This window comes from Sulfitobacter sp. 1A15106 (assembly GCF_043556995.1).
GTDB classification, from domain to species: Bacteria; Pseudomonadota; Alphaproteobacteria; order Rhodobacterales; family Rhodobacteraceae; genus Sulfitobacter; species Sulfitobacter faviae.
On record NZ_JBIFFM010000010.1, the window covers coordinates 152,335 to 168,195 of the forward strand.

Annotated in this window: 15 protein-coding genes and 1 pseudogene; 4 read left to right on the forward strand and 12 right to left on the reverse strand. The window is 60.3% G+C overall.

Translation table 11 applies throughout. The features are described from left to right. Positions 1 to 4: 4 nt before the first annotated feature. Both ACGYKA_RS15895 and ACGYKA_RS15900 read right to left on the reverse strand, forming a co-directional pair. Positions 5 to 784 (reverse strand): enoyl-CoA hydratase/isomerase family protein, encoded by a 780-nt coding sequence (locus ACGYKA_RS15895; protein ID WP_028288574.1) that lies wholly within the window; start codon positions 782 to 784, stop codon positions 5 to 7. After that, entirely contained in the window at positions 781 to 1,962 is a 1,182-nt protein-coding gene (locus ACGYKA_RS15900; protein WP_028288573.1) for an acyl-CoA dehydrogenase family protein, read from the reverse strand. Before ACGYKA_RS15900 ends, ACGYKA_RS15895 begins: the two co-directional genes overlap by 4 nt. A 126-nt stretch (positions 1,963 to 2,088) precedes the next feature. Here ACGYKA_RS15900 and ACGYKA_RS15905 point away from each other — a divergent pair, with 126 nt between their 5' ends. Continuing rightward, positions 2,089 to 4,089 carry an NADPH-dependent 2,4-dienoyl-CoA reductase gene (locus ACGYKA_RS15905; RefSeq protein ID WP_036540255.1) on the forward strand — a complete coding sequence of 667 codons (2,001 nt, stop codon included), beginning with the start codon at positions 2,089 to 2,091 and terminating at the stop codon, positions 4,087 to 4,089. A gap of 26 nt (positions 4,090 to 4,115) precedes the next feature. Continuing rightward, positions 4,116 to 5,636 carry a class I adenylate-forming enzyme family protein gene (locus ACGYKA_RS15910; protein ID WP_028288571.1) on the forward strand — a complete coding sequence of 507 codons (1,521 nt, stop codon included), beginning with the start codon at positions 4,116 to 4,118 and terminating at the stop codon, positions 5,634 to 5,636. Positions 5,637 to 6,097: 461 nt separating this feature from the next. Here the strand turns inward: ACGYKA_RS15910 and ACGYKA_RS15915 are convergent, their stop codons facing one another. Together ACGYKA_RS15915 and ACGYKA_RS15920 are read right to left on the reverse strand one after the other, a co-directional pair. Beyond that, entirely contained in the window at positions 6,098 to 6,802 is a 705-nt protein-coding gene (locus ACGYKA_RS15915) for a glutathione S-transferase family protein (RefSeq protein ID WP_028288570.1), read from the reverse strand. After that, complete coding sequence (locus ACGYKA_RS15920; protein ID WP_028288569.1) at positions 6,799 to 7,233, reverse strand: DoxX family protein; 435 nt, start codon at positions 7,231 to 7,233, stop codon at positions 6,799 to 6,801. The genes ACGYKA_RS15915 and ACGYKA_RS15920 overlap by 4 nt, the downstream gene beginning before the upstream one ends. Before the next feature lie 98 nt (positions 7,234 to 7,331). On the opposite strand from ACGYKA_RS15920, the gene ACGYKA_RS15925 reads away from it, so the two are divergent. Further along, positions 7,332 to 7,760 carry a MarR family winged helix-turn-helix transcriptional regulator gene (locus tag ACGYKA_RS15925; RefSeq protein WP_043753647.1) on the forward strand — a complete coding sequence of 143 codons (429 nt, stop codon included), beginning with the start codon at positions 7,332 to 7,334 and terminating at the stop codon, positions 7,758 to 7,760. Between the two features lie 87 nt (positions 7,761 to 7,847). Here ACGYKA_RS15925 and ACGYKA_RS15930 read toward each other — a convergent pair. The 6 genes and pseudogenes from ACGYKA_RS15930 to ACGYKA_RS15955 all read right to left on the reverse strand — a co-directional run bounded on the left by ACGYKA_RS15930 (position 7,848) and on the right by ACGYKA_RS15955 (position 13,504). Beyond that, a pseudogene (locus ACGYKA_RS15930) lies at positions 7,848 to 8,349 on the reverse strand (DNA-3-methyladenine glycosylase I). Between the two features lie 305 nt (positions 8,350 to 8,654). Continuing rightward, complete coding sequence (locus ACGYKA_RS15935) at positions 8,655 to 9,110, reverse strand: PaaI family thioesterase (RefSeq protein ID WP_027264411.1); 456 nt, start codon at positions 9,108 to 9,110, stop codon at positions 8,655 to 8,657. Between the two features lie 21 nt (positions 9,111 to 9,131). Continuing rightward, the gene (locus ACGYKA_RS15940) at positions 9,132 to 9,836 is read right to left on the reverse strand and encodes a helix-turn-helix domain-containing protein (protein ID WP_229669253.1); all 705 of its coding nucleotides are present in this window, start codon (positions 9,834 to 9,836) and stop codon (positions 9,132 to 9,134) included. A gap of 4 nt (positions 9,837 to 9,840) precedes the next feature. Next, entirely contained in the window at positions 9,841 to 10,695 is an 855-nt protein-coding gene (locus ACGYKA_RS15945) for an SDR family oxidoreductase (protein WP_028288567.1), read from the reverse strand. Then, positions 10,692 to 12,629 (reverse strand): AMP-binding protein, encoded by a 1,938-nt coding sequence (locus ACGYKA_RS15950; protein WP_394439198.1) that lies wholly within the window; start codon positions 12,627 to 12,629, stop codon positions 10,692 to 10,694. The genes ACGYKA_RS15945 and ACGYKA_RS15950 overlap by 4 nt, the downstream gene beginning before the upstream one ends. A 113-nt stretch (positions 12,630 to 12,742) precedes the next feature. Beyond that, positions 12,743 to 13,504 (reverse strand): glucose 1-dehydrogenase, encoded by a 762-nt coding sequence (locus ACGYKA_RS15955; RefSeq protein ID WP_027264415.1) that lies wholly within the window; start codon positions 13,502 to 13,504, stop codon positions 12,743 to 12,745. A 127-nt stretch (positions 13,505 to 13,631) separates the two neighbouring features. Here ACGYKA_RS15955 and ACGYKA_RS15960 point away from each other — a divergent pair, with 127 nt between their 5' ends. Beyond that, on the forward strand, positions 13,632 to 14,996 hold the full coding sequence (locus ACGYKA_RS15960) for a TetR/AcrR family transcriptional regulator (RefSeq protein WP_084178536.1): 1,365 nt from the start codon (positions 13,632 to 13,634) through the stop codon (positions 14,994 to 14,996). Here ACGYKA_RS15960 and ACGYKA_RS15965 read toward each other — a convergent pair. Both ACGYKA_RS15965 and ACGYKA_RS15970 read right to left on the reverse strand, forming a co-directional pair. After that, positions 14,978 to 15,379, reverse strand: coding sequence for a PaaI family thioesterase (locus tag ACGYKA_RS15965; RefSeq protein WP_028093915.1), 402 nt, complete (start codon positions 15,377 to 15,379; stop codon positions 14,978 to 14,980). The two genes, ACGYKA_RS15960 and ACGYKA_RS15965, sit on opposite strands and share 19 nt — an antisense overlap. Continuing rightward, a complete protein-coding gene (locus ACGYKA_RS15970; RefSeq protein WP_027264417.1) occupies positions 15,379 to 15,861 on the reverse strand; it encodes a PaaI family thioesterase in 483 nt (160 codons plus the stop codon). Before ACGYKA_RS15970 ends, ACGYKA_RS15965 begins: the two co-directional genes overlap by 1 nt.

Here is a 15,861-nt window from a genome sequence, read left to right on the forward strand (position 1 = left end):
GTCCTCAGGCCTTGAATTCGGGGGCGCGCCGGTTCTCGAATGCGTCGAGGCCCTCGGCCACGTCATCGCTGGGCAGTGCACGCACCGCGGCATCGCGCTCAAGCCGCATCTGCTGGTCGATACCAAGGTCCGCACCTTCGCGCGCCAACCGCTTCATCTCGGCGATGCCGGGACGCGAGCGGGTGGCGATCTTCTGGCAGTATTCCAGCGAGATCTTGTGCAGGTCCGCATCCGGCACGATGTAGTTGACCAGGCCGGCCTCTTTGGCCTCGTCCGACTTGAGCCAGCGGGCCGAGAACATCAGGTCGAGCGCCCGGCGCTGCCCCATCAACCGCGTCAGCCGCTGCGAGCCACCCCAACCGGGAATCAGCCCGAATTGCGCATGCTGATCGCCAAACTGGGCGCTTTCGGCCGCAAAGCACACGTCGCAGGCCAGCATCAGTTCGATCCCGCCGGCCAGACACAACCCCTGCACTGCGACTACGACAGGGAGGGAGGAGGTTTCGAGCGCACGCAGGTTTTTCATGCCAAAGGCGATGAAATGGTCCAGTGCGGCGGGATCGTTCAATTTACCTTTCACTTCCACCAGATCGGCACCGGTGCAAAAGTGCTTGCCCTGCGCCCGGATGAGGATCGCCCGAATAGCGGGGTTCGCCTCGAATTCCGCACGCGCGACAGAAATACGCTCATGCACCTCAAGTGACAGGCAATTGAATTTCTCGGGGCGGGCCAGTTCGATGATGCCGGTGTTGCCCTCGGAAGTGACGAGGATGGGGTCGCTCATTTCGAGGCTCCCTTCGCCTTCTTGTCATACTGCAGCGCCATGCGACCGACCTTCTCGCGGGCGATCACCAGCTTCTGGATCTGCGCGGTGCCGTCACCGATCTGCAAGCCGAGCACATCGTTGTAGCGCTGGTGGTGGGGCAGGTCGGTGGTGTAGCCGTAATGTCCGTGCAGGATCAGGCACTGGTGCAGGATCTCGCAGGCGGTTTTGGGCAGGTACCATTTGCACATGGCGGCCTGAGAGGTGTGGGGCAGGCCACGGTCGCGCAGGTCCAGCGTGTAATAGCAAAGCTGGCGCATCATGGTCAGTTGGGTCTCGGCCTCGGCCAAGGGAAAGCTGACACCCTGATACTGCACGATCGGGGCTCCGAATGCCTCGCGCTCCTGAACGTAGGCCCAGGTTTCATCCACCGACGCTTGCGCGGCCCCCAGGCACTCCAGCCCGATCAGTGCGCGGGAATAGTCGAAGCCCGCCATGATCGTGCCAAAGGCACGGTCCTGTTCCGCCATCATGTTTTCAGCCGGCACGAAAACATCGTCAAAGAAAACCGAGCCGCGCCCGACAGGCTTGGTGCCGATGTCGTCAAAATGGGTGCGCTTGATGCCTTCCTGGTTCAGATCGACGAAAAAGGCGCTGACCCCGCGTGAGCCGCCGTCAGGATCGCCGGTACGGGCAAAGACGACCGCCGCATCCGCCTGACTGGCAAAACTCATGGATGTCTTTTCACCGTTCAGCCGCCAGCCGTTGCCGGATTTCTCGGCCCTCAGAATCAGGTTCGCCGCATCCGAACCGCCGCGCGGCTCTGTCAGGCCCAGGCCAATGACCGCATCACCCGAAACAACCTTGGGCACCCATTCCGACGCGATGTCCTTGGAGGCATGTTTGGCAACCATTCCGCCCATGAGAGAGCCCAGAAGCTGCACGTAACTTGCGTTGAAATCGGCATAGGCGATCTCTTCGACGATCAGCCCTGACGTGACAGAGCTTTCGCCGAGACCCCCGAATTCCTCGGGCAGATCGGCCCCGATCAGCCCCAGTGCGCCCATCTCCTTGATCAGCGCACGGTCGAATGTATGGCCGCTGGCGCGTTCTTGATATGTGGGCGAAAGCCTTTCAGTTGCGAAGCGCTTTGCGGTCTCGCGAAACGCCTTCTGATCGTCTGTAGGCTGGAATTGCATCGGTGCTCCTCCTCGTGAGCGAAAATCTTCTTTCCAAAAATCTAACAAATGTTAGAATGTATATCAAGTGCAGTTTTGAGGAGGAGAACCAAAGTGAAAAATAGACCAGATGGAAGCTTTGAAACCATGCTCTCGCCCATCCGCGCAGGCCAGCATACATTGCGAAATCGTGTCATCATGGGGTCGATGCACACGCGGTTGGAAACCGAGCCTGACGGCATAGCCAAACAGGTCGCTTTTTACTCTGAGCGGGCGCGGGGGGAGGCGGCGATTCTGGTCACCGGCGGGTTTTCGCCCAATGCCGAGGGCATATTCGATCCAGAAGGTCCGAGAATCGATGACCCGGAAGAAGCGCTTGACCTGCGCCCGATCTGCGAGGCGGTGCAGGCCGAAGGCAGCCTGATCTGCGCGCAACTCCTCCACGCCGGGCGCTATGCCAAGATCGAAGGGTGTGTGGCCCCGTCGCCGATCCGCGCCCCGATCAACCGTTTCATCCCGCGTGAAATGACCGAAGCCGACATTCTCCGTACCATCGAGGATTTTGCCGTGGCGGCCGCCAATGCGCTGGCCGCAGGCTTTGATGGCGTCGAGATCATGGGGTCCGAGGGATACCTGATCAACGAATTCACCGTCACCCACACCAACAAGCGCCAAGACGACTGGGGCGGCAGCGCCGCGAACCGCCACCGATTCCCGGTCGATATCGTGCGCGCGGTGCGCGAACGTTGCGGCCCCGACTTTCTGGTCATCTACCGGATTTCGGCGGCCGATCTGGTCGAGGGCGGCGCGCCCGCCGATGAAATTGCCGCACTGGCCCGCAAGATCGAGGCTGCGGGTGCGGATATCCTGAACACCGGCATCGGCTGGCATGAGGCCCGCGTGCCGACGATCGCCTACCCGGTGCCGCGCGGTGCCTGGCGCAAGGCGGCAGCCAACGTCAAAGCGGCGGTGTCGATCCCGGTAGTCGCCTCGAACCGGATCAACACACCCCAGCTTGCAGAAGACATACTTGCCTCTGGCGATGCGGACATGATCTCGATGGCGCGCCCGTTTCTGGCCGATCCGCATTTCGTGAAAAAGACGCGCGAGGGCCGCGCAGACGAGATCAACACCTGCATTGCCTGCAACCAGGCCTGCCTGGATTTCATTTTTTCGGACCGGCCGGTCGGATGTCTGGTCAATCCAAGGGCCGGGCGTGAAACGGAATTCCGGGATACGCCAACCGACACGCCAAAGAAAGTGGCCGTCGTTGGCGGTGGTGCCGCGGGCATGGCCACAGCCGCCGAGGCGGCACGGCTGGGCCACGATGTCACCCTGTTCGAAGCGCAGGACAAATTGGGCGGTCAGCTGAATCTGGCCCGCGCCGCACCAGGCAAGGACGAATTCGACGAAACCCTGCGGTATTATGCCGGTCAGATGCAGAAACACGGGGTCACGCAGCGTCTGGGACAGCGGGCAGAGGCGAGCGATCTTGAGGGATTTGACCATGTGGTCATCGCCACCGGGGTCACGCCGCGCATTCCCGACCTGCCGGGTATCGACCATCCCAGCGTCGCGACCTACGCCGAAATTCTGTCCGGTGACCGCGAGGCGGGCGACCGTGTCGTGGTGATGGGGGCGGGGGGCATCGGTCATGATGTGGCCGAGTTCCTAGTGACCAAACCCGCCGAGACCGCGAATTCCGACGTCTTTTGCGAAACCTGGGGAGTGGACCCCGAATTTGTCTCCTCGGGTGCCCTGGCGGGCGACCCTCTGGCACCGAAGCCGTCGCGCCGCAAGGTCGTCATGCTGCAGCGCAAGACCGCTAAACCGGGCGCGGGGCTTGGTGTTTCGACAGGGTGGATCCTGCGCAACGCGCTGCGCAAACATGGGGTCGAGGCAATGGGCGGGGTGACCTATGAACATATCGACGATGCGGGGCTGCACATCGTCGCGGACGGAAACCCGACGGTCATCGCAGCCGATACAATTGTGCTGTGCACCGGTCAGGAACCGGAACGGGCCCTGGCCAAAGAGGTTGTAGCGCGCGGCGTCCTGGTTACGATGATCGGCGGGGCAAAGGAGGCCGCCGAACTGGATGCGCTGCGCGCCATTGATGAGGGCGTGCGCCTGGCGCAGGATCTCTGAACCGAGGCTCGGGCAAGGGGGAAACTATGCTGACCGGCGTCATCCGCGCGGGGCGCGCTGATCTGTATTCGATCTTTCGAACCCGCGCACATGACTGCGCCCGCGCCCTCGCCATCGAGGACGGCAGCAGGAAACTGACCTATGCAGAACTGCTGGAGCGGGTCGATCGTCTGGCGGCTGTCTTTCTGGCACGAGGCGTGGCGCCCGGAGACAGGATCGCGATCCTGTCGCATAACCGCTCAGAATATCTGGAGGTCGAACTTGCAGCAGCGGGAATCGGCGCGATCGTCGCCTGTCTGAACTGGCGGCTTGCCCCCGATGAACTGCGGCACTGCATCGATCTGGTCGAGCCGGTTCTCGCGGTTGTCGAACCGGAACTTTCAGAAGCTTACCGCGCCGTCGCGTCGACACCCTGTCTAACCGTCGGGCCAGACCTGGAAACGGCCATTGCCGGGGTCGAGCCGGACCCGCGCACCGGAACCATGGTTGACGACCCCGAGGCCGGTCTGACGATCCTCTATACCTCGGGGACCACGGGCCTGCCCAAGGGGGCGCATATCAGCCACCGCGCGCATATCGCCCGATCCATGGTTTTTGCGGCCCAGCTGGCGCTGGATCCCGGCGACGGGTTCATCGCCTGGGCGCCGATGTTCCACATGGCCTCCACCGATCATGCGCTGGCAACGATCCTGCGGGGTGGGACCGTGGTGATGGTGGACGGGCTGCAGCCCGCCGTCATCAACGAGGCGCTGTCACGCCACAGGATCGGCTGGTTCGTGATGATGCCCGGGGCACTGGAGGCTTTTATTAACGAACGGCACGCCAACCCTTTGCCGCTGAAGGGGATCAAGGTTTGCGGCGCAATGGCTGATCTGGTGCCGCCGCATCAGATCGCGGAACTGACCGGTCTTCTGGACACGCCCTATCTGAATTCCTTCGGGGCGACCGAAACCGGCCTGCCGCCGGGAACCGCCGATCTGATCGCGCCGGGTGTGACCCCGGACCGGCTGTCCAAGCGCATCAGCGCCTTTTGCGAGGTGCGGCTGGTCGATCCCGACGACCGCGAAGTCCCCGATGGAACGCCGGGCGAAATGGCGCTTCGGGGTCCGACGCTGTTTTCCGGGTACTGGAACGCCGACGACACCAATGCCCGTGACTTTCGCAACGGCTTTTTCCACATGGGCGATCTGTTCCGGCGCAATGCGGACGGCACCGTCGACTTTGTGGATCGGGCGAAATACCTGATCAAGACCGGAGGTGAAAACGTCTATCCGGCGGAAATCGAACGTGTGCTTCTTTCTCATCCCGATGTGATCGATGCCGCCGTGGTAAGGGCCTTCGACGCGAAATGGGGGGAAAGCCCGGTGGCCTTTGTCGCCTGTGACGATGACGGGCCGGATGCCGAGGCGCTGCTGAACTTGTGCCGCGAAAGCCTCGCTGGCTATAAGCGACCACGCGAAATTCGCTTCATCGCGTTCGAGGATTTTCCCAGATCGACCAGCGGCAAGATCCAGCGGCATATCCTCGAAGCCCGGCTCGCAGATTAATTTTCGCTCTGACCCGATCGTCAGCCAGCCACGCCAGTTCGCCCCAATAGCGATAAAAGCGTTCTTATCCTCGTTGCCACGAGTTTCTTATCCCCGCCCTTTGGAGTAACCCCCTGAAAGTGATCCACCATCTGGGATAGATTGACCCGCGATTGAAGCGCAGCCCTCTGTCGGACTACACGGCTAGGGTTTTCCGGGTGTTTGAGCTCAGGAGGATTCGTAGATCCCTGAGCCATTCATCAATGCGATCGGTGGTTTGTTCCCGGTTTCGCTGTGGGGGCAGCAGTAACCCTGCGCATCGCACGGACGGGCATGGACTGCCGGCAATTGCCGGTTGGGGCTGCTGCGGGCCTTCAAGGGAAAGTCGGCGACTATCCGATGTGCGGGACAAAGCGGACATTCGCCAAGCGACCTCAAACGTCCGGTTCTGTACTGCGGCCCGACAAAACGATATCAAGTGATCAGCGGTCAGCCGATCGCACCTGTGTAACTGTCTTCTTCGGCCCTCCTGTCTGCATGATCTGGGACAGGTAAGAATTGCGCCGTCTGATGAAGTCACGCAGAAGGGTCGGGTAATCTTCACTGACGGCATTCTTCACAGAAACCCGACGCTCCAGTTCATGTCGCCAGGCCCTTACACGGGCAAGCCCTGTGAAGACGCCAAACTCTCCGATGGTGTCAAAAACGTCGAAATAGCGGAAGACCGGGCCGAATACGATATCGACGAGGCTGAACCGGTGGCCATCGAACCATGGTCCCTCCCCAAGCTCCGCGTCCAGCCGAAGGAACTTTGCGCGGAGCGCCGCCACTTTTTCTTCCAACGCTTTCTCGTTCGGCGCCGAGTAGAACCCCGCAATGTCGTTCAAGACAGCAGATCCAAATTCAATCCAGGCACGGTGGCGGGCGCGATCGAGAGCGTCGTGCGGATGAAGCGCGTGGGGTTGTGTATCCTCAAGATATTCGAGGATAACCGCAGATTCGAAAATCGGCGTCCCGTCCACAACCAGGACAGGCGTCTTGCCCAGCGGAGATATGGCAAGAAACCAGTCGGGCTTGTTCGAAAGATCGATGTCAGTTCTCTCGAACGTGACACCTTTCTCAGTGAGCGAGATCGCCGCGCGCTGCACATATGGGCAGAGCGCATGGCTAATGAGGTGGAGGCTCATGTTGTCTCTCCCTCCATCTGCACGTTACCGGGCGCGAAGGAAGGGCTGAGGGCGAAACGGCCGTCGCCCAGAAGCCCTTGCACGATGGCAAGCAGCGTCAGATAGGCCGGGTATTCCCACCCGCCGTTCTCGTATCCGAACATCCAGCCGTTTCCGGAGTGAGCCCAGGTCGCTCCGGCCAGGATGGGCACGGTCGCCGACGCGACCCACCGCGCCTGTATGCCGAGGACCAAAAAGGCACCGGCAATCGCCTCGACTGCAAAGACCATATAAGCAAACCAGCCGGGCAGCCCGATCGAAATGAAGAACTGCGCCGTTCCGGGAAGTGTGAAAATGAAGAGCTTGAGAAACAGGCTGTGCGCCAGGAACATGATACCGAGTGCTATACGGAGCAGGAATATCCCAAATTCTGTGAGGTGCGATTTTGACATGATATGATCCTATATGTCGATGCACTTGCATCTATATATAGCGCGTTACATGCGACGTCAAGGTTGATGCACTTGCATGCACATGATAGGTGCTGGATATGAACGAGATTGACCATGCTACTGAGGCCGCCTGGACAGCCCTCATGACTAAAAGCCGCGTTTTGCTTGAGGCTGTCGAATCGTCTCTGAAATCGGCAGGATACCCGCCACTTGCATGGTATGACGCGCTTCTCGAACTCGAGAAGGCAGGCCCGGACGGACTCCGTCCATTCGAACTCAAAGACCGGATATTGTTACCCCAATACGGTACGTCGCGGTTGCTGGACCGCATGGTGAAAGCAGGGCTGGTGGACCGACGGGACTGCTCGGAAGATGGGCGAGGTCAAAACATTTCTATCTCTGAAAAGGGTAAATCTGTCAGGAGGGCGATGTGGCCGATCTATGAACGGGTTCTGTCGGAAAGGATCGGCGCAAAGCTGAAACCCAAAGACGCCGCTCAATTGGCCACGCTACTCTCAAGGCTCTGAAGTCTCGGTCGACTGACGCGAAACCTGTCTGTGACTTTCCACGCTAAGTGGCCTTGAATTTTTTCACGTTAATTGGCCGACAGTTGCCTATGTCGGTGTGCGAAGGGTATTTCGGGCTGTTTCGACGTCCTTTCGCATCCAACAGACTTCTGCGTGATCGTTGATACATCCCATGGCCGGCATGAATGCATATACGGTGGTCGGTCCCACGAATTTGAAGCCAAGCTTTCGTAGGTCTTTGGAAAGGGTCTCGGACGCTGTTGATTTGGACCGCATTTGTGGCAGTGCGTCGTCCTTGGCAGGGTTCATATAGCCAGATGAATGCGGCGAAGGAGCCTTCCTCTTGGACGACCTCGAAAGTACGGCGAGCGTTGTTGATCACGGCTTCGATCTTGCCTCGATAGCGAACAATTCCTTCATCGGCAAGTAGGCGCTCAATGTCGTTGTCGTCAAAGTTCGCAACTCCCCGAAAGTCGAACCCGGCGAAGGCAGCACGAAAGTTCTCGCGCTTGGCCAGAATGGTGCGCCAGCTCAGCCCTGACTGGAAACTCCGGCGTGACGGCAGCCCATCGGCACCGTGGGCGTCCATCCGTTCCAATTACGGTTGCAGCATCAGGCCGCTGCCGCATAAACTTGAACAGAAACCGAACCAGATCCTCCGTTACGATACAGTCTCAGCTCTCCGAAAAACCCTGACGACGGACAATCGGCGACCGCACTGCTAAAAGCTAACATTCCCGCTTGACAGGTCTGAACCTGCTGGCGGCGACCTGGATACCGCGCGCGCCTACGGGAAACGGTTGGCCGAGGTCGCGAGCCGCTGGAACAGCTGATCCAGCTGTCTGAATAATCGGCCCGGCCGCCCGGATCGGATGTGCTGCGGCCGGGTTGCGCTCAGTCCGCGACCCCCGCCCGCCCGATCAGCGCCATGAGCGTTCCGGTCATCGTTGCGACGAGCTTTTCATCCTGGCCCTTCACGGCATAGGCACGCGCCTCGCATATGGTCAGCGTCCTGCCTGGTTTCACCACGTCAGCGACGAAGCGAAACCGTTCGCCGTCCGCCGGGTTGAGTAGGTTGATCTTGAATTCGGCCGTCAACACTGCCGCGTCCGCTGGCATCAGCGAAAAGGCCGCGTATCCGCAGGCGCTGTCCAGCGCTGTCGACACGATTCCGGCATGCAAAAACCCATGCTGCTGGGTCAGTGCAACCTGATGTGCCATTTCCAGAACGATGCGGCCGGGTAACAACTCGGCAATGCTGATCCCCAACGTGTTCATCACCTTCTGGCGATCGAAACTGTTGCGCACGCGTGCGTCATAGTCGGGGTTTTTCGGTTTGAATTGTGTCATGGCGGGTCTTCCTCTTCGATTTCATTCGTCAATGACCAATCTTAGGCGGTCTTTGAGGCGCGTATCTTGTAGCGAAAGGTCAAAACGACGCGGAATAGACAGAGCGCGCAACGCGCCGGGCGGTTTGCCGGCGAAGATCCGGCAAGCGGCGGACAAGTGAGATTGATCGTAATATCCGGCGTCCAGCGCCAGATCGCTCAGCGGCAGGGTCTTTGACGCAAGCTGCCCGAGAGCCCGGCGAAAGCGTCGCAAGGTCGCAAGCCGCCGCCGCGACACGCCGGTTTCCGCCCGCACCTTTCGACGTTTGGTCCGGTCGCTGTAAGCTCCGGGTGGTGCGGCAAAGCGCAGGTCTCTCGCAAGGCCGTCAAGCACCGCGATGAGCGCAGGCAGGTCATCGTCCCCGGTCTGAACCCGGGCCAGTTCTGAGGCCAGCATGTCCAGCCCTTTGGAGTCGGGAAATCGCTGCGGTCGTGACGACAGTCGCAGCCCGGCCACGACACCCTGGAATGGCCTTGGGCGGGGCGAAAAATAGGGGCGCGGTTCTGCCAGCGATACGCGCCCGCCGCCGCTGTCGTCGCGCGTTACCGAAAGGGTAAAGAGGTCGGTTGCGAACCGCCCGCGTCCACCACCGCTCAGCACACCGGTATCGCGGAACACGAACAAATGGTCGATCTGTTTGGCCGCTTCCTCAGGCGGCGCCAGTTCGAGATAAAGCGGCGCCGCCATCAGGTTACTTGACGAAAGCATCCCGGTTCTCGGGGACGAAATCGGCAAATCGGCGCGCCGGGCGTCCCATCACATCGCTGACCGTGGTCTCGATGCCGGCAAGGTAGCCCTTGGGCGCGATGGAAGCCAATTCGACCATGGCTCTGGCGACCTCGTCCTGCATTCCGCCAGCCACCATGCCCGCCTTGGCATTTTCGGCCGACAGGGGTGCGCAGGTGACAGTGCGCCCGGTCACCCTGGACAGGAGGGCGGCGATATCTTCTCCGGTAAGAGCTTCGGGCCCGGTCAGACCAAGAGCCTTGCCTTCGTAACCCGGAGCGGTCAGCGCCTCGGCGGCGACATCCGCGATGTCGCGGGCGTCGATCCAGGCCACGGGGCCGCCCAGATCGTCATAGTACACGGCGTCCTTTGCAATGTTACCGGCCTGCCATAGCAGGTTCTGCATGAAATAGGTCGGCTGGACAAAGGTCCAGTCAAGGCCGCTTTGCTTCAGCAGCTCCTGGGTTTCGGAATGCCACTTTCCAAAGGTCAGCCCCGCCTTGGGCGACGCGCCAAGCCCCGTGGCCACAACGATATGGCGCACGCCCGCGGCCTTGGCCGCCTCGATCACGTTCGCCTTCCACTGGCGCATGTTCAGATGGGCAGGCGTGACCAGGTATATCTTTTCTGCCCCGTCACAGGCCCGCGCCAGCGCGGCAGGGTCCGTGAAATCCGCGACGACCGCCTCGCATCCTTTGGCCTTTAGCGCGTCTAACTTTGAGAGGTCGCTGGTGACAGCGCGCACGGTCGCGCCTTTTGCCAGAAGCGTGTCGACGAGGGGCGCACCAGTCGTGCCCGTGGCTCCGAAAACAGTGATCATGACTTTTCCTTTTGCAGGTCTGCGATGGGCTGAATGGTTTCCGGGTTGCTGATCGACGACAGATCGCCTGGATCTTCACCGAGAAAGGCGGCGCGCACGACACGGCGCATGGTTTTCATGCTGCGGGTCTTGGGCAGCGCTTCGACAAAGTGGATCTCGCGCGGGCGGAAGGGTTTCGAGACGATCTCCCCGACACGATCCTTGAGCCGGTTCACGAGCTCCGCGTTCGGCGACACATTTGGTGCCGCCACGCAGACGCAGACGACAGCCACGCCCTTGATGTCATCAGGTGCCGCGATGGCCGCGGTGTCCACCACCTCTCCGGTTTCGGTCAGGGCCGCCTCGATCTCGGGCGGGCCGATGCGTTTGCCGGCGATGTTCAGCGTGTCGTCCGACCGGCCCAGGATATACCATGTCCCGTCCGGATCGCAGCGCACCCAGTCGCCGTGCCGCCAGAGGCCGGGGAAGGTGGACCAGTAGGTGTCAAGGTAGCGATCGCGGTCCCCCCTGATGGCCGGGGTCAGACCCAGAGGCGGCTGGGTCACGACCAGTTCGCCGACCTCGCCCGGTGCGGCTTCGCTGCCGTCCTGGCGCAGAACCTTGGCCCCGACACCCAGGGCCTGGGCCGAAAATCCGCCGGGCTTGAGCTCGTGCAGCACGGTCGAGGTCAGGATCGCGCCAAAAAGCTCGGTCCCGCCCGAGATGTTCAGCGGCACGGCGCGGCGGCGACAGATATGATCGAGCTGCCAGAGCCAGGCATCCTCGGTCCAGGGCTCGCCGGTCGAGGCGAGGATGCGCAGGGACGACAAGTCGTAGCCCGACAAAGATTCAGTATCCTGCGTCATGAACTGCCGTACCAGGGTCGGGGCCACGCCGAGATGCGTGACCTCCATCTCGGACGCAAGACGCAGCAGCCTGAAGGGATCGCCGGGCATTGATGGTGCGCCCTCGGCCAGCACCAGAGTCGAACCGGACAAGAGCACCGATAAAAGGGTGAGCGGTCCCATGACCCACCCCATGTCGGTCATCCAGAGGTGCCGGTCATCCCGTTTCATGTCGAGGCAAAGCAGGAAATCGGCCGTGGCCTTGGCCTGCACGCCCAAATGGGTATGCACGACACCCTTGGGCCGCCCGGTGGTGCCCGATGTGTAGGCGATGAGAAAGGTGTCATCGGCACTGACGGGAACGGCGGCAAACTCCGGACTGGCGCGGCCCACTGTTTCGGTCCAGTCCAGATCGCGGGCCGGATCGGCCACCGCATCGCCGAACCGTCGCAGGCTGATCACGGTATGAACCGATGGTACGTCGGTCAAAGCCTGGGCAAGGGTCGCTTCCATCCAGACCGGCTTGCCTCGCCGGGGTGTGGCATCCGCCGTCAACACCGCCACGGCATCCGCGTCGTTCAGGCGCGATACGATGGCATGGGGCGCAAAACCGGAAAACAGCGGCACCGCAACCGCGCCCAGCCGGGCAATGCCCAGAAGCGCGGCCTCGATTTCGGGGATCATCGGCATATAGATGCCCACCGCCTGACCGGGCCTTACACCGCGCGTGGCAAGGGCCGAGGCGACGCGGGAGGCTTCGGCGGTAAGGTCGGAATAGGTCCAGCGGCGGCGGCTTCCGTCTTCGCCGACCCAGTCGATTGCGACCTTGTCGCCCAAGCCATCGGCAATTCGGGCGTCAAGACAGGTTTCCGTCAGATTCAAAGTACTCCCGACGGCCCACCGGATCGATTCGGGCCCTTCGGAGATATCTCGCAACCGGCTGTAGGGCCGCGCGAACCGTATCCCGGCATGGTCAATGATCTGGCCCCAGAACCAGTCTGGGTCTTCATTCGAACGGCGGACGAGTTCCTCGTAACTGTCAATGCCGCGGCCCTTCAGAAATGAGGTCAGCGTGCTTGTCCGCTGGATGTCAGAGCCTGGCTGAAACATTCGCAACCTTTCTAGAATGAAAAAGGGCCGCACATAAGGCGCGGCCAGTCGGGGAGGTAACTCTTGGCACGGTATGGCAGCAGCGCCTTGAGTCCGGCGCTGCTGCCAGCGTTTTAACCGTGCATGGACAGGCCGCCCGAAACCGAAATCACCTGGCCGGTAATGAACCCTGCGTCGTCCGACGACAGGAAGCAGATGATGCCAGGGTAATCCGTCGGCTGCGCAAGACGCTTCATCGGAATCGCCCGCTTGAGACCTTCGGCGATCTTTTGACCGGCCTCGCCCTCGGCAACCTGAGCGAACAGCGGCGTATCGGTCGGGCCGGGGGCGACCGCATTCAATTGAATACCTTTACGCGCCAGTTCGCGCGCTACGGTTTTGGTGAACGAGATGATGCCACCCTTGCAGGCCGAATACACGGCTTCGCCGGATGATCCGACGCGTCCGGCGTCGGACGCGATGTTGACCACACGGCCGCCGCCGTTCTTGACCATGCCCGGAAGCACCGCGTGATGCATATTCAGCGGACCGTAAAGATTTATGTCGATGACCTTTTTCCAAAGGTCGGGATCGGTGTCGAGGAACGGTTTGATCACGTCCCAGCCGGCATTGTTCACCAGCACATCGACCGGACCCCCGGCCTCGAACTCGGCTACAGCCTTGTCGACCTGGGCACGGTCGGTGATGTCCACCTTGAAGGCCTGCGCCTTGCCGCCGGCCTCGGTGATCAGGCGAACCGTTTCCTTCGCCCCGTCTTCGCTCATGTCAAAGATCGCAATCTCGGCACCTTCTTCGCCGAACCGTTCGCACACCGCGCGCCCGATGCCGCTGCCGCCGCCGGTCACGATCACGCGTTTTCCACTCAACCCTCGCATATGGAGGTCCTCCTCTTCCGCTATCATCTTGGCAAAGAACTTGATTCGGAACGTTCCTTGCGTTATTCTAACATTTGTTAGATTTAATGCAATGGACAGTCTCGTGTCCCGCAAGTATCGAAATGGAATGGTACACAAGACTGACCCACCCAGGACACTGAGCGAAGACTTGAGCAAGTCTGAGAGGACACGTGAGGGTATCCTTTCGGCGGCTGCGCGACTTTTTCGGTATGAAGGCTATCACGCAACGACTATGCGCGACATCGCGCAGGAAGCTGGCATTGAGGCCGGCAGCATTTATTATCATTTTCAATCCAAGGACCAGATTCTGAGCGATGTTCTCGATCTTGGCGTCCGTCAACTATATCAGGCGGTCAGTGAAATCGTTCGGTCGGCACCGACAAGTTCGGAGGATTTTCGCAAGACTTTCAGACTGCTGATTGAAACACACCTTACCTACCTATTGACCGACAGCGACTTCACGTCAGCCAATATTCGGAACTATCCGATGTTGTCGGACGAAACACGCGCCCCGCATCGCGAATTGCGTGCATCATATGCAGGGGCCTGGGGCAAATTCCTGAATGACGCCAAACGCGCCGGCCACCTTCGAAGCGACATATCCACTGCTGTGATCCGCCAGTTCATCCTAAGTGCCATGAACTGGACCGTAGAATGGTACGATGTCGACAAGTATCCGGTGCGCATCCTCGCGGAACGAATGAGTAAGCTGATACTTGACGGAATGTGTCCACATCGCAAGGCGGGTACCGGAGGCTTGAAGCTGTGCCCCGCCACTCCCGCCAAAACCCCGGATCCCGACGGCAAGGCGGCTAAGACCCGTGCAGAAATTCTAAAGGCCGCAGCGCGCGTTCTGAGGGACAATGGCTACAAGGCGACCACGCTGAGAAAGATCGCGGAAGAAGCGGACATGAAAGCGGGAAGCGTCTATTACCATTTCAACTCCAAGGAAGCGATCGTTGACGAAGTTCTAAACGCCGGACTGAGGGACTTGCTAGCAGGTGTCGAAGCCGCCGTTCGGAAATTCGATGCCCCGTACGATCATCACGCCAGGATAGCGACTGCAATCTGGGCGCACCTGGATTTCCTCTTCAAGGCAAGCGAATTCACCTCGGCGAATATCAGAAGCTATGGAATGCTCCCCAATCATTTCAGGGAGAGGCACAGGGGTATTCGCCATGAGTATGGAAAACTCTGGGATTGGATACTCCGTGAAGCTCAGGACGACGGTGCCATACGGTCGGATATCAAGATCGTCCCCTTGCGCCAGGTGATGTTGGGTGCCTTAAACTGGACGGTGGAATGGTTCGACCCGAACAAGGCAGGAGTGGAAGGATATCTATCACTGCCTGAATTCTCCAGCATGCTCATCAATCTGTTACTGGAAGGCATTTGTAACCGGGAAGCGGCCCCGTCCACAGGACAAGGTAACCCTGAAAGCGGTTGCCCCGGTCAGACCAGAAGGAAGTGATACAGCCCTTCGGCAACCGCCTTTTCCCGATCCGTCTGCCAGCTGAGCACGCTGACGCTTGCCATCCGCTTGCCTTTGCGCGTGACGTTAGCGCGCGCAAAAAGCGGTCCCTTCACACCGGGTCTGAGGTAATCGACGGTCAAGTTGATCGGCTTGGCCGGAACGTCGGCGAAATCGGGCTGTACCGCGATGGCGGCAGTGGCCTCCATAAAACTCGCGATTATGCCGCCATGGTAGTACTCCATGATCGGGTTACCGATATGGCGGTCATCAAAGGTCATTTCCGCCTCAGCATGGAGACTGTCTAGACTTCTGACCTCAAAGTTGAGAAATCGGAAGAACGGCACCCGGGATACATTGGCATTGACAGTTTGCACGTCCATCACGAGGTTTTTCCTTTTGTCATTGCGTCAAACAGGCTGGTTTCGCCGCGCGTCAATGCAAACGAGGCGGTTCCCCTGGCTATTTCAGCATCCTCATGGCCCGCGAACCAGACGCTGCCGGAATTGAAGGCGATGTGACGGGTCTTGCGAAAACAATGCGCTTGAACGATGACATCCGCGCGCGAACGGGCCGGGCGCAGGTAATCAACTCTGAGGTCAAGAGTGGCCATGGTACTGACGCCTTCGATGGCAACAAAGTTCGCCAGTCCAAAGACACTGTCCAGAAGTGCCGTCAGGATACCACCGTGGAGCAGCGATTGTTCCGCATCGACGCAAAAGTCCGGATTGAACGGCATCCGAACCCGAACACCTTCGGTCGAGACCTCTTCGATCTCAAGCGCCATATGCGTTATCAGACCCTTGCCGCGCGCATTCCACATCTGCGCGATTTGCTCCATCTTCTTTTGGGTGATGTCTGACAT